This is a genomic window from Tepidiphilus sp. HLB4 (assembly GCF_054823945.1).
Window position 1 is genome coordinate 45,926 of sequence record NZ_JSYB01000006.1, and the last position, 12,992, is coordinate 58,917.

At 65.6% G+C, this 12,992-nt stretch carries 11 protein-coding genes; 7 read left to right on the forward strand and 4 right to left on the reverse strand.

Translation table 11 applies throughout. The annotated features are described in order from the left end of the window. Positions 1-9: 9 nt before the first annotated feature. From OA56_RS01290 to OA56_RS01300, 3 genes are read right to left on the reverse strand one after another with little or no spacing between them, the layout of a single operon-like run. Complete coding sequence (locus OA56_RS01290) at positions 10-930, reverse strand: MlaD family protein (RefSeq protein WP_055423337.1); 921 nt, start codon at positions 928-930, stop codon at positions 10-12. A gap of 3 nt (positions 931-933) precedes the next feature. Continuing rightward, positions 934-1,653, reverse strand: a complete 720-nt coding sequence (locus OA56_RS01295) for a dienelactone hydrolase family protein (protein ID WP_055423338.1) — start codon at positions 1,651-1,653, stop codon at positions 934-936. Between the two features lie 55 nt (positions 1,654-1,708). After that, the gene (locus tag OA56_RS01300) at positions 1,709-2,644 is read right to left on the reverse strand and encodes a LysR family transcriptional regulator (RefSeq protein WP_055423339.1); all 936 of its coding nucleotides are present in this window, start codon (positions 2,642-2,644) and stop codon (positions 1,709-1,711) included. 119 nt (positions 2,645-2,763) lie between these two features. On the opposite strand from OA56_RS01300, the gene OA56_RS01305 reads away from it, so the two are divergent. Continuing rightward, on the forward strand, positions 2,764-3,951 hold the full coding sequence (locus OA56_RS01305) for an acyl-CoA dehydrogenase (protein ID WP_055423340.1): 1,188 nt from the start codon (positions 2,764-2,766) through the stop codon (positions 3,949-3,951). Positions 3,952-3,968: 17 nt separating this feature from the next. Beyond that, the gene (locus OA56_RS01310; RefSeq protein WP_461583204.1) at positions 3,969-5,192 is read left to right on the forward strand and encodes a CaiB/BaiF CoA transferase family protein; all 1,224 of its coding nucleotides are present in this window, start codon (positions 3,969-3,971) and stop codon (positions 5,190-5,192) included. Between the two features lie 7 nt (positions 5,193-5,199). Here OA56_RS01310 and pdxR read toward each other — a convergent pair whose 3' ends face one another. After that, positions 5,200-6,690, reverse strand: a complete 1,491-nt coding sequence (gene pdxR / locus OA56_RS01315) for a MocR-like pyridoxine biosynthesis transcription factor PdxR (RefSeq protein ID WP_461583205.1) — start codon at positions 6,688-6,690, stop codon at positions 5,200-5,202. 111 nt (positions 6,691-6,801) lie between these two features. On the opposite strand from pdxR, the gene gabT reads away from it, so the two are divergent. The 5 genes from gabT to OA56_RS01340 all read left to right on the forward strand — a co-directional run bounded on the left by gabT (position 6,802) and on the right by OA56_RS01340 (position 12,988). Then, positions 6,802-8,112: a 4-aminobutyrate--2-oxoglutarate transaminase gene (gene gabT, locus OA56_RS01320; protein WP_461583206.1), complete on the forward strand. Its 1,311-nt coding sequence runs from the start codon at positions 6,802-6,804 to the stop codon at positions 8,110-8,112. 61 nt (positions 8,113-8,173) lie between these two features. Further along, positions 8,174-9,448 (forward strand): Glu/Leu/Phe/Val family dehydrogenase, encoded by a 1,275-nt coding sequence (locus OA56_RS01325; protein WP_461583207.1) that lies wholly within the window; start codon positions 8,174-8,176, stop codon positions 9,446-9,448. A 32-nt stretch (positions 9,449-9,480) separates the two neighbouring features. Further along, positions 9,481-10,590 carry an ABC transporter ATP-binding protein gene (locus tag OA56_RS01330; RefSeq protein WP_461583208.1) on the forward strand — a complete coding sequence of 370 codons (1,110 nt, stop codon included), beginning with the start codon at positions 9,481-9,483 and terminating at the stop codon, positions 10,588-10,590. A gap of 38 nt (positions 10,591-10,628) precedes the next feature. Then, on the forward strand, positions 10,629-11,663 hold the full coding sequence (locus OA56_RS01335) for an ABC transporter substrate-binding protein (RefSeq protein ID WP_461583209.1): 1,035 nt from the start codon (positions 10,629-10,631) through the stop codon (positions 11,661-11,663). Between the two features lie 62 nt (positions 11,664-11,725). Beyond that, positions 11,726-12,988 (forward strand): ABC transporter permease, encoded by a 1,263-nt coding sequence (locus OA56_RS01340; protein ID WP_461583210.1) that lies wholly within the window; start codon positions 11,726-11,728, stop codon positions 12,986-12,988. The last annotated feature ends 4 nt before the right edge of the window (positions 12,989-12,992 follow it).

Here is a 12,992-nt window from a genome sequence, read left to right on the forward strand (position 1 = left end):
TCATCGTGCTCACTCCCCTGGCCCTGGCCGTTCCGGCGGATCGCCCCACAGCAGACGCTGCGGCCGCTCCTCGAGCGAAGCGCTCAAGCGCTCCAGCCGGGCCATCGACGCCTCCAAGCGTTGCAGCGCCGCCTCCGCCTCCGGTTGCAGCCCGCGGCGCGCCGCCTGCAATTCTCCCTGCGCCGCCACCGTGGCCTCTCGCAGGGCCGCGGCCGTGCGCTGCAGCTCCGCCAGAAGCGCCTGTGCCTCGCGCAAGGTCCGGCGCCCGTCGGCGGCCAGTTCCGGTGCCTGCGCTGCCGCCTTCTCGAGGGAAGCGGCCAGCGCATCGATGCGTTTCTCCTGGGCAGCGAGCGCAGCCGTGAAACGGCGCGCGTCGGCCATCGTCGCCGTGAGGTTGGCGAGGTTGTCGTCGGAGAGGAGCTTGTGCAGCTGCTGCATCACCCCCGCCACCTGCTCCAGATTCTGCGACAGCGCCACGTCCAGCCGGCGCATCAGCGAAGGCGCCGCGGTGATCACCGCCGGCGTGCCGTCCGGCCCCGGCAGCAGCGGCGGCGCCTCGACCGAGCCGCCGGACAATTCGATGTACGACAAGCCCGTCAGGCCTTGGCTGGAGATCGTCGCCTTGGTGTCGGTCTTGATCGGCGTTCCTTCGACGATATCGAGGTCGATCGCCACGCGCTCGGAATCGACGAGCGTGACCCCCTTCACCCGTCCGACGACGACACCGCGGTAACGCACGAAGCTGCCACGATTGATGCCGGTCACCGACTCGGTGGTCAGCACCCGGTAGGGCAGATAGCGGCGGGTATCGACGTCGGCGCCCAGCCACAGGCCTAAACCGGCCAGGGCCGTGAGCGCCACGACGACGAACACGCCGACGATCACATAAGGGACGCGCGATTCCACCGTCTGGTCAGCGCCGCGGCGCACGCCTCATGCGAAGATCTCGTGCAGGAACTCGCGCAGGATCGCCCACGAGCGCGCATCGGCTTTGGGCTCATAAACCGTCCCAAAGGACGGGTCGTTTGCCTCGGGCAGGGTAAAGGCGTGCATGGTGTTGCCGAAGGCATGCAGCTGCCAGTCGGCGCCGGCTTCCGTCATTTCCTTGGCGAAGTCCACCACCATGTTCGGCGGCACCATGGGATCGTCCCAGCCGTGCAGCGCCAGCACCTTGGCCTTGATCTTCTTGCCCGCGGTATTGCCCGGCGGCGTGAAGAGGCCGTGGAAACTCGCCACCCCACGCACGTCGGCCCCAGTGCGCGCCAGATCGAGCACCGTGAGCCCGCCGAAACAGAAGCCGATCGCCGCAATTTTTTCGGCATCGACTTCGGGTTGCGCCCGCAGGGTCTCGATCGCCTGGGCGATACGCCCCTGCAGCTTCGCGCGATTCTCGACGAAGGGGGCCATCAGCTTCGCGTTCTCTTCCTTGCTCTTGCCGAGCACCCCCTTGCCGTACAGGTCCACGGCAAAGCCGACGTAGCCCATCATCGCGAGCTGGCGCGCCTTCTCGCACTCGAAGGCGGTACGCCCGGCCCAGGCATGCACCACGGCCACGGCCGGTCGCTTGCCGGTGATCGCGTCATCCCACGCCAGGAAGCCTTCGAGCGTCGTGCCTTCGTGCGTGTATTCCACCAAACGCGTGCGTATCGTCATCTCGTTCCTCCTCGTGGTAGGGAATCCTCGCGGACCAGACGGCCCTCGGCATATCTTAGCACTGCCCTTCGCCGCCAGCCACCGCCGCGTCCCGGACCGCTTCGTGGCTGCGTCCCGCCTCTTCGACCAGCCATTGGCGAAATACTGCCAGTGCCTGACGTTCGGCCTTGCGCTCGGGCACGATCAGGTAATAAGCGCGGCGGCTCACGAAGCTGCGGTTGCAGGGAATCATCAGTTCGCCCGCGGCGAGCTCGCGTTCGATGAGGAAAGGCGGGATGAGGGCCACGCCCATGCGCTCGATCGCCGCCTGGGCCAGCATCGAGAACAATTCGAGCCGCATCCCCGACAGGTCGTGCGCCACCCGCATGCCCGCGGCCTCGAACCACTGCCGCCAGGCATAGGGACGGGTGCTCTGCTGCAGCAACGGCAGACGAGCCACCTCTTGAGGGGAAAGATCCGGCCTTGCCCCCGGTAATGACGGGCTGCACACCGGCACGGGGAATTCCGGCATCAGGAAATGCGCTTCCGTCCCCGGCCACCCCGCTTCGCCGAAATAGATCGCTGCATCGAACGGCGTATCGGCGAAGAGGAAAGGGCGGGTGCGCGTCTCCATGTGGATCACCACCTCGGGATGGAGCGCGCGAAACGCGCCCAGGCGAGGCAGCAACCAGCGGGTGGCGAAAGTGGGCACCACGGCGAGCTCCAGCGTACCCGCTCCCTGGCCGGACATCACCGCCAGCGTGTCGCGCTCCAGGGCCTCGAGTCGCAGCGCCACCTGGCGGCTGTAGGCCCGGCCGGCTTCCGTGAGTTGCACCCCGCGCCGCGTGCGGCGAAACAGCGCCACCCCCAGAAAGTCTTCCAGCGCCCCGATCTGGCGACAGACGGCGCTCTGCGTCAGCGCCAGTTCCTCGGCCGCCCGGGTGAAACTCTCATGGCGCGCCGCCGCCTCGAACGCCGTCAGCGCCATCGTCGAAGGGATTCTCTTGCGCATACCCCAATGCCGCGAAGTGAGCAAAACGCACCGGTCGATGCATAAAAAGCGCTTGCCGGCAGAAGATTCCCTTTATACCATACCGAAACATCACATCTACCCCACCGAAGGAGATCGCCATGCCCTCCCCCCGCGCCGCATTCGACTGGCAAGACCCGCTGCTGCTCGACACCCAGCTCACCGAAACGGAACGCCTCGTGCGCGACACCGCCCGCGCCTACGCCCAGGAAAAACTCCAGCCCCGCGCCCAGCATGCCTTCCGCCACGAACACACCGACCCGGCGATCTTCCGCGAGATGGGCGAACTCGGCCTGCTCGGCCCCACCATCCCCGAAGAATACGGTGGTGCGGGACTCAACTACGTCGCCTATGGGCTCATCGCCCGCGAAATCGAATACGTCGACTCGGGTTTCCGTTCGATGATGAGCGTGCAGAGCTCGCTCGTGATGGTCCCCATCCACGAATTCGGCACCGAAGCGCAAAAGCGCAAGTACCTGCCCAAACTCGCCCGCGGCGAATGGATCGGCTGCTTCGGGCTCACCGAGCCCAACCACGGCTCCGACCCCGGCGGCATGGAAAGCCGGGCGCGCCGCGTCGAGGGCGGCTACCTGCTCTCGGGCAACAAGATGTGGATCACCAATAGCCCTATCGCCGACGTCTTCGTCGTCTGGGCCAAGGACGACGAGGGGCAGATCCGCGGCTTCATCCTCGAGAAGGGCTGGAAGGGGCTCTCGGCGCCGGTCATCCACGGCAAGGTGGGGCTGCGCACTTCCGTCACCGGCGAAATCGTCATGGACGAAGTCTTCGTTCCCGAAGAGAACGCCTTTCCCGAAGTCCGCGGCCTCAAGGGCCCCTTTACCTGCCTGAACTCCGCCCGTTTCGGCATCGCCTGGGGCGCGCTGGGCGCGGCCCAAGCCTGCTACGAGACCGCCCGCAACTACGTGCTCGAACGCAAGCAGTTCGGCCGGCCGCTCGCCGCCAACCAGCTCATCCAGAAAAAGCTCGCCGACATGTGCACCGAGATCGCCCTCGGGTTGCAGACGGTGCTGCGCATCGGCCGGATGAAGGACGAAGGCATCGCCGCCGTCGAACTCACCTCCCTCGTCAAGCGCAATTCCTGCGGCAAGGCGCTCGACATCGCCCGCACCGCCCGCGACATGCTCGGCGGCAATGGCATCAGCGATGAATACTGCGTGGCGCGCCACCTCGTCAACCTCGAAGTGGTCAATACCTACGAGGGCACGCACGACATCCACGCCCTCATCCTCGGCCGAGCCATCACCGGCATCGCCGCCTTTGCCAACTGAGCCGGGGAATCGCGACGATGGATCAGGCCCTCTCCCACCTGCGCGTGCTCGATCTCTCGCGCGTGCTGGCCGGCCCCTGGGCGAGCCAGCTGCTCGCCGATCTGGGCGCCGACGTCATCAAGATCGAAAAACCCGGCAGCGGCGACGACACCCGTACCTGGGGCCCGCCGTGGTGGAAGGGAAACGGTGAAGACGGGGAAAAAGTAGCCGCCTACTTCCTGTGTGCCAACCGCAACAAGCGCTCGCTCACCGTCGATCTCACCCGCCCCGAAGGCCAGGAGCTCATCCGGCGGCTCGCCGAAGAAGCCGACGTCGTCATCGAGAACTTCAAGGTGGGAGCGCTCGCACGCTACGGCCTGGATTACGCCAGCCTCTCGGCGCGCAATCCCCGCCTCGTGTATTGCTCCATCACCGGATTCGGCCAGACCGGCCCCTACGCGCCTCGGGCGGGGTACGATTTTCTCATCCAGGGCATGGGCGGCCTGATGAGCATCACGGGCCGCCCCGATCACGAACCCGGCGGCGGGCCGATGAAAGTGGGCGTGGCGCTCACCGACATCCTCACGGGGCTCTACGCCGCCAATGCCATCCTCGCCGCGCTTGCCTGGCGCGAACGCAGTGGCCGCGGCCAGTACATCGACATGGCGCTCCTCGACGTGCAGGTCGCCTGCCTCGCCAATCAGGCGCTCAACTACCTCACCACCGGCCAGGATCCTCCGCGGCTGGGCAATGCGCACCCCAACATCGTCCCCTACCAGGATTTTCCCACCGCCGACGGCTGGATGATCCTGGCGATCGGCAACGATGGTCAATTCGCCCGTTTCTGTGCCGAAGCAGGGGTGCCGGAACTCGCGGCCGACCCGCGCTATGCCACCAACCCGGCGCGCGTCGCCCACCGCGCCGAGCTGATCCCGCGCCTGCAGGAGCTCACCCGCACGCGCAGCACCGACGCCTGGATCGTCGCATTGGAGCGGGCCGGAGTCCCCTGCGGCCCCATCAACCCTCTCTCCAAGGTCTTCGCCGACCCCCAGGTACGCGCCCGCGACATGGCGCTGCACCTGCCCCATGAGCGGCTCGGCGACGTGCCCCAGGTCGCCAACCCCATGCGGCTGTCGGCCACGCCCCCGGCCTACCGCGGCGCGCCGCCGCTCCTGGGTGAGCACACCGCCGAAGTCCTGCGCGAGGTGCTCGGGATGGACGAAGCAGAAGTGGCCGCACTGCGGGCGAAGGGGGTCGTCTGATCTCCTCTCAGCCTTCGCGGCGGGGCACCCCAGGGCGACTGTGGGCCCCGATCGCACGCAGCAAGACTTCGACTGGCCGTTTCATGTGCTCGACCGGTACCGGCGCGAACCCCAGCACCATGCCGGAGCGCCGGGTCGCCGCCTCGAGCGAGTAGCGCGACAAGGGGCGGCAGATCACCCCTTCATTGAGGGCGCTCGCGGCGATCGCCACATCGTCGAGCGGTTCGGCGAACTGCACCGTCAGGTGCAACCCTGCATGCCCGCCCAAAAAGGATACGGCCGCCCCCAGTTCCCCGGACAGCAGCTCCCGCAAGGTTTCCATGCGTTCGCGGTAGAGCGGCCGCATGCGACGGATGTGGGCGCTGAAATGCCCGTCGTCGATGAACTCGGCCAGCGCCGCCTGTTCGGCGAGACGTCCCTCCCGGTACAGTTCTGCGTTCGCCACGGTAAAGGTTTCGGCCAGGGACGGCGGCACCACCAGATACGCCAGCCGAAGGCCAGGAAAGAGCACCTTACTGAAGGTGCCGACGTAGATCACCCGATGCGCCCGTGACAGGCCGAAGAGCGAGGCGATCGGCTGGCTGTGGAAACGCATCTCGTTGTCGTAATCGTCTTCGATTACCCATGAACCATGACGATGGGCATATTCCAGCAGATCCAGACGCCGCTCGAGCGACATCACCGCCCCCGTTGGATACTGGCACGAAGGCGACACGAAGATGAGCCGCGGCGGCCGCTCCCGCTCCTCGGACCGGATCGCCAGCCCTTCGCCATCGACCGGCTGCGCCACCACCTCCAGCCCGGCCGCCCGCAGCACGTTGCGCGCTCCCCAGTAGCCGGGGTCTTCCATCCACGCCCGGTCGCCGACGTCGGCGAGCACCCGGGCGATCAGGTCGACTGCCTGATGGGTCCCATTGACGATCACCACCTGCTGCGGCGTGCACGACATCATACGCGTCATGCCCAGATACTGCGCCAGAACCGTCTTGAGCGGTCCGTAGCCGCCATAGCCATACTGCGCCAGATGGCGTTGTTCGGGCCGAAGGTAACGCCCCAGGATTCGCCGCCACACCGCGAAAGGGAAATGGCTCACGTCGGGAATTCCCGGCATGAAGGCCCCTCCCTGCAAGCGGCTGCTCGCTGCATGCGCCAGCAGCGTCTTACCCCGTGCGCTCACGACCGGCTGTGTCCGCGCGCTTCCCTCCGTCATCGTCCCCTGGGGCGCACGGATGCGATCGGAAACGAAGGTCCCCGAGCCGCTTCGCCCCTCCAAATACCCTTCGGCCAGCAACAATTCATAGGCTCGCAGCACGGTGTTGCGGGCTATCCCCAGTTCCTTGGCCAGGCTTCGGCTCGAAGGCAATTCCGTCCCCGCCGGCAGGCGACCGGACAAGATGGCCTGGCGCACCGCGAGATAAAGGCGATTGCGCAGACCATTGTGCACGGGCGCGCCTGCAAATGCGGCGACGATCGGTTCGACGGAAAGCTCGCGCGGCATTGACTACACTCCTCCAAGCGGCCCCAAGAAATTACCATAAACTGGCCCCACTGTGGGCCGCATCATTCTTTATAGTGGTTCACCACAACCAGCCCCAGTCCAGGAGAACCCATGAACGCCAACGCACCCAAGCCCCCCTCCAACGCCGAGCTTTTGCGCCGCCGCAACGCGGCGCTGCCCCGCGGCTATGGTCAGGCGCATCCCATCTTCGCCAGCCGTGCCGACAATGCCGAGATCGTCGATGTCGAAGGCCGCCGCTGGATTGATTTCTGTGCCGGCATCGCCGTGCTCAACACGGGGCATCGCCACCCCCGCGTGGCTGCAGCCGTCCGCGAGCAGCTCGAGCACTTCACTCATACCTGCTTCCAGGTCGTCGCCTACGAATCCTACGTCGCGCTGTGCGAGCGCCTCATCGCGCTTGCCCCCGGCAAATCGCCGAAGAAAGCCTGTCTCTTCACCACCGGCGCCGAGGCCGTCGAAAACGCCGTCAAGATCGCCCGCGCGGCTACCAATCGCTCGGGGGTCATCGCCTTCGGTGGCGCCTTTCATGGCCGCACCCTCCTGACGATGGCCCTCACCGGCAAGGTCGAGCCCTACAAGGGCGCCTTCGGCGCCATGCCCGGTGAGATCTTCCACGTTCCCTATCCGCACGCCCTGCGCGGCGTGCGCACCGAAGATTCCCTGCACGCCATCGAGACGCTGTTCAAGACGACCATTCCCGCCCACCGCATCGCCGCCATCATTGTCGAGCCGGTGCAGGGCGAAGGCGGCTACATCCCCGCCCCCGTCGATCTACTGCCGCGCCTGCGCGCCTTGTGCGACCAGCACGGGATCGTGCTCATCGTCGACGAAGTACAGACCGGCATCGCCCGCTGCGGCTCGCTCTTTGCCACCGAACGCTACGGCATCGAGCCGGATCTCATCACGCTGGCCAAGGGACTGGGCGGCGGCACGACGCTCTCGGCGGTGGTCGGAAAAGCCGAGCTCATGGACGCCCCGCCCGCCGGCGGCCTCGGCTCCACCTATGCCGGCAATCCGCTGGCCGTGGCCGCCGCGCACGCCGTGCTCGACGTCGTCGCAGAGGAAGACCTGTGCGCCCGGGCCGAGACGCTGGGCGTGCGCATGCGGGCCCGTTTCGAGACGATGCGCAACCGCTTCCCCTTCATCGCCGAAGTGCGCGGCTTGGGCGCAATGACCGCCGTCGAATTCTGCCATGAAGGCGATCCGAAACGCCCCGCCCCCGAGATCGCCAACGCCCTCAAGGAAGAAGCGGCGCGTCGCGGCCTGCTGCTGCTGACCTGCGGCAGCTACGGTAACGTCTTGCGCGTCATGATTCCCCTGACCATCCCCGAAGCGGTGCTCGACGAGGGGCTCGACATCATCGAAGCCTCCCTTCAGGCCATCGCCGAACGGAAGGCCTGATTTCCGCAACCGACCCGATCCCACAAGGATTTTTTTACACTCCCACAAGGAGAACTCTTCGATGGATACCATCCCATCCTACCTCGACCACGCCCATCTCGGCCCATGGGAAGTCTTCCTCGAGCAGGTCGACCGGGTCGTGCCGCATTTGGCCGATCTGGGCCATCTCGTCGAAACCCTCAAGCGTCCCAAACGCATCCTCATCGTCGACATCCCGGTGAAGATGGACGACGGCTCGATCAAGCACTTCGAAGGTTATCGCGTCCATCACAACACCTCGCGCGGGCCGGGCAAGGGCGGGGTGCGCTATCACCAGGACGTCACGCTCTCCGAGGTCATGGCGCTCGCCGGCTGGATGACGATCAAGAACGCCGTGATCGGTCTTCCGTTCGGGGGAGCCAAGGGAGGGGTACGGGTCGATCCCCGCACCCTGACCCGGGGTGAGCTGGAGCGCCTCACTCGCCGCTACACCAGCGAGATCGGCGTGCTCATCGGTCCGGACAAGGACATCCCCGCGCCCGACGTCAATACCAACGAGCAGATCATGGCCTGGATGATGGACACTTATTCCATCAACCAGGGGCGCACCGTCACCGGCGTGGTCACCGGCAAACCGGTGGCCTTGGGCGGCAGCTTGGGCCGGCGCGAAGCCACCGGCCGGGGCGTGTTCATCGTCGGGCGCAGTGCGGCGCGCAAGCTCGGCCTGGATCTGGCCGGGGCCCGCGTCGCCATCCAGGGCTACGGCAACGTCGGGGCCACCGCCGCCCGCTGTTTCGCCGCAGCCGGCGCCAAAATCGTTGCCCTGCAGGACGTTACCGGCACGATCCACAACGGTGACGGCATCGACCTCGATGCCCTGCAGCACTGGCTCGATGGCGGGGGTACCCTGGGGCGATTCCCCGGGGCCTCGGCGATCGCGAACGAGAATTTCTGGTCGGTCGAAACGGACATTCTCGTACCGGCTGCCCTCGAAGGCCAGATCGACCGGCACAACGCCATGGACATCAAGGCGCGGCTCATCCTCGAAGGCGCCAACGGTCCCACCACGCCCGAAGCCGACGACATCCTCACGTCCCGCGGGGTGACCCTCGTGCCCGACGTGCTCACCAATGCCGGCGGCGTCACGGTGAGCTACTTCGAATGGGTGCAGGATTTCTCCAGCTTCTTCTGGACCGAGCAGGAGATCAACGAAAGGCTCGAGCGCATCCTCAGCGAAGCCTTCGAGTCCGTATGGAAAGCCGCGCAAGAACACCGCGTGACCCTGCGCACCGCCGCCTACCTCCTTGCCTGCCGGCGCGTACTCGAGGCAAGGCAGCTGCGCGGCATCTATCCTTGAACGAAAAGAGACAGACCCAGGGAGGGGCCCGCATGGCAGGAGAAACGAACGCAAGCACCGATGCACCGCACGTCCGTTTCATCGGCGTGCAAAAAACCTACGATGGCGCCTCGCTCATCGTGCGCGATCTCAACCTCGACATCCGGCGCGGCGAATTCCTGACCCTGCTGGGCCCCTCCGGTTCGGGCAAGACCACCACGCTGATGATGCTCGCCGGTTTCGAAACGCCGACGAGCGGCGAGATCCTGCTGGAGGGGAAGGTCATCAACCGCGTGCCGCCGCACAAGCGCAACATCGGCATGGTCTTCCAGAACTATGCGCTCTTTCCCCACATGACCGTGGCCGACAACTTACGCTTTCCGCTACGGGTACGCAAGCTTTCGACCGACGAGATCGAGGCACGGGTTCGGCGGGCGTTGGCCATGATCCGCCTCGAGGAGTACGCCGAACGCTACCCCCAGCAGCTCTCCGGCGGGCAACAGCAGCGCGTGGCGCTTGCCCGTGCGCTCGTCTTCGATCCCCAGCTCGTCCTGATGGACGAGCCGCTGGGGGCGCTCGACAAGAACCTGCGCGAGCAGATGCAGCTGGAGATCAAGCATCTGCAGCGCACGCTGGGCGTCACCGTGGTCTTCGTCACCCACGACCAGGGTGAGGCACTCACCATGTCCGACCGCATCGCCGTCTTCCATCAAGGGGCCATCCAGCAGATCGACACGCCAGAGCGCATCTACGAGCATCCGGTCAATTCCTTCGTCGCCAATTTCATCGGCGAAAACAACGTCCTTCCCGGCATCGTTCGGCGCATGGATGGCGGGACCTGCGAAGTCGAACTCGACTGCGGCCCCTGCGTCATCGCCTGCCGCGGCCCGGTCGGCCTGGGCGAGCGCACCCTCGTATGCATCCGGCCGGAACGCGTCGTGCTCGCCCCGCCGGAAAACCATCCCAACCGGCTCGGCGCGACCGTGCGTGAGACCATCTATCTCGGCGACCAGGTACGCATCTGCCTCGTGCTCGGCCCGCAACAGGAGTTCGTCATCAAAGTGCCCATCTCCCGCTTCGATCCCTCGTGGTCGGTCGGCACGACGCTGCACATCGGCCTCGACCCACACCACCTGCATGCCCTGGACGCCCCCGCCAGCTAAATTCCCCATCGCACCATTCACCCAGGAGGAGATCCACCATGAAAATACGTACCCTGCACGCCGCCGTCCTCGGCCTTGCCCTCGGAGCCGCCGCCCCGGCGATGGCCGATCTCACCATCATCTCCTTCGGTGGCGACAACCAAAAAGCCCAAGAGAAGGCCTTCTACCAACCCTTCACCCAGACCACGGGCATTAAGATCCACCCCGGCGAATACAACGGCGAGCAGGCCAAGATCAAGGCGATGGTCATGGCCGGCAACGTCACCTGGGACATCGTCGAAGTCGAATCTCCCGAACTCGTGCGCGGCTGCGAGGAAGGACTCTACGAGAAAATCGATTTCTCCAAGATCGGCAACAAGGCCGATTTTCTGCCGCAGGCGGTCAATGAATGCGGCGTCGGCATCTTCGTCTGGTCGGTGGCACTCGCCTACGACGCCGACAAGCTGCCGCAGGCCCCCACTTCCTGGGCCGACTTCTGGGACGTGAAGAAATTCCCAGGCAAACGTGGCCTGCGCAAAGGCGCCAAATACACCCTCGAATTCGCCCTGCTCGCTGATGGCGTTCCGCCGCAGGACATCTACAAAGTTCTTGCCACCAAGGAAGGCGTCGATCGGGCCTTCGCCAAGCTCGACCAGCTCAAACCCCACATCCAGTGGTGGGAAGCGGGCGCCCAGCCGCCCCAGCTGCTCGCCTCGGGGGATCTCGTGATGAGCGCCGCCTACAACGGCCGCATCCATGCTGCCCAAAAAGAAGGCAAACATCTCAAGGTTGTGTGGAACCAGAGCATCTACGACATCGATTCCTGGGCGATTCCCAAAGGGGATCCCAACAAGGCGCAGGCGATCGAGTTCATCCGTTTCGCCAGCCAACCCGACCGGCAGAAGGCATTCTCCCAAGAGATTTCCTACGGCCCGACCAACCTCAAGGCGCTCGACGGACTCGATCCCAAGGTGGTCGGCGAACTCCCCAGCGCTCCGCAAAACCTCGCCGTGGCGCTGCCGATGAACACCGAATTCTGGGTCGAACACGGCGAAGAGCTCGAACAGCGGTTCAACTCCTGGGCGGCGAAGTGAGCCTCTGAAACGGCCGATTCCGGGCGGCCTCGCGCCGCCCCTCCATGCGGGAGAGTGCATCCATGTCCGATTTCGCTGCGTCTGCCCCCGCCATCGGCGGGGCGGACCCCGATCTCAAGCGGCGCATGCGCCGCGCCGAGCGACGGCGCAACCTTGCCTACTTCGCACTGGTACTACCTCTGGCGCTGCTGGTGCTGGTCGCTTTCGTCTGGCCCATCGCCTCCCTGCTCGTGCGGGCAGTGGAAAACGAAGGCATCCATGACAACCTCCCGCAGACCATCGCCGCCTTGCGTGGCTGGAACGGGCAGGAGCTGCCCGACGAACGCGTCTATCGGCTCCTCGCCGATGAGCTCGCTCAGGCCAAGGGAACGCCGAAGCTCGCCGCCATCGCCACGCGCCTCAACCGCGAGGAGGCCGGCTTGCGCTCGCTCGTGATGAAGACGGCCCGCCATCTCCCCTTGCCCATGGACGTCTCCGCCAAAGAAGCGCTGATCGCCATCGATCCGGCCTGGGGCGAGACAGCGATCTGGAAAACCCTGCAGCGCGCCGGTCACCCATTCACGGCCTTCTACCTGCTCGCCGCGCTCGACCTGACCGTCGATGACCAGGGTCACATCGCTCTGGCCCCGCCCCAGGAGCGGGTCTATCTCGACGTGCTCGGCCGTACCTTCTGGATGAGCTTCAACGTCACCTTGCTGTGCCTGCTGCTCGGTTTTCCCGTCGCCTATCTGATGGCCATCCTGCCGGTGAATCGCAGCAACCTCCTCATGCTCTTCGTGCTGTTGCCGTTCTGGACATCCGTCCTGGTACGCATCGCCGCCTGGATCGTGCTGCTGCAAAACGAAGGGCTCGTCAATCGGCTCCTGCTCTCGCTGGGGCTCATCGAATCCCCCCTGCCCATGCTCTTCAACCGTTTCAGCGTCTATATTGGAATGATCCACATCCTGCTGCCGTTCATGGTTCTGCCGCTCTATTCGGTCATGAAAGGGATCTCGCCGCTCTACGTGCGGGCCGCGCTCTCGCTCGGCTGCCCTCCTTGGCGCAGCTTCTGGACGATCTACTTTCCCCAGACCTTGCCCGGCGTGGGCGCCGGCGTCCTTCTCGTCTTCATCATGTGCATGGGGTACTACATCACACCGGCGCTGCTCGGTGGACCCAAGGAGCAGATGTTGAGCTACTTCATCGCCTTCTATACCAACCAGACGATCAACTGGAACATGGCCGCAGCCCTGTCGGCGATCCTGCTCACCGCTACGCTGCTGCTCTACGCGGTCTATGCCCTGCGCTTCGGACCCACCCGTGTCAAGTTCATGAAAGCCCGCTGAAGGA

Excerpts from the sequence above, each read along its gene's own strand:
- OA56_RS01295 (WP_055423338.1), bottom strand. The coding sequence starts at position 1,653 with ATGACGATACGCACGCGTTTGGTGGAATACACGCACGAAGGCACGACG.
- OA56_RS01300 (WP_055423339.1), bottom strand. The coding sequence starts at position 2,644 with ATGCGCAAGAGAATCCCTTCGACGATGGCGCTGACGGCGTTCGAGGCG.
- OA56_RS01305 (WP_055423340.1), top strand. The coding sequence starts at position 2,764 with ATGCCCTCCCCCCGCGCCGCATTCGACTGGCAAGACCCGCTGCTGCTC.
- OA56_RS01310 (WP_461583204.1), top strand. The coding sequence starts at position 3,969 with ATGGATCAGGCCCTCTCCCACCTGCGCGTGCTCGATCTCTCGCGCGTG.
- pdxR (WP_461583205.1), bottom strand. The coding sequence starts at position 6,690 with ATGCCGCGCGAGCTTTCCGTCGAACCGATCGTCGCCGCATTTGCAGGC.
- gabT (WP_461583206.1), top strand. The coding sequence starts at position 6,802 with ATGAACGCCAACGCACCCAAGCCCCCCTCCAACGCCGAGCTTTTGCGC.
- OA56_RS01325 (WP_461583207.1), top strand. The coding sequence starts at position 8,174 with ATGGATACCATCCCATCCTACCTCGACCACGCCCATCTCGGCCCATGG.
- OA56_RS01330 (WP_461583208.1), top strand. The coding sequence starts at position 9,481 with ATGGCAGGAGAAACGAACGCAAGCACCGATGCACCGCACGTCCGTTTC.
- OA56_RS01335 (WP_461583209.1), top strand. The coding sequence starts at position 10,629 with ATGAAAATACGTACCCTGCACGCCGCCGTCCTCGGCCTTGCCCTCGGA.
- OA56_RS01340 (WP_461583210.1), top strand. The coding sequence starts at position 11,726 with ATGTCCGATTTCGCTGCGTCTGCCCCCGCCATCGGCGGGGCGGACCCC.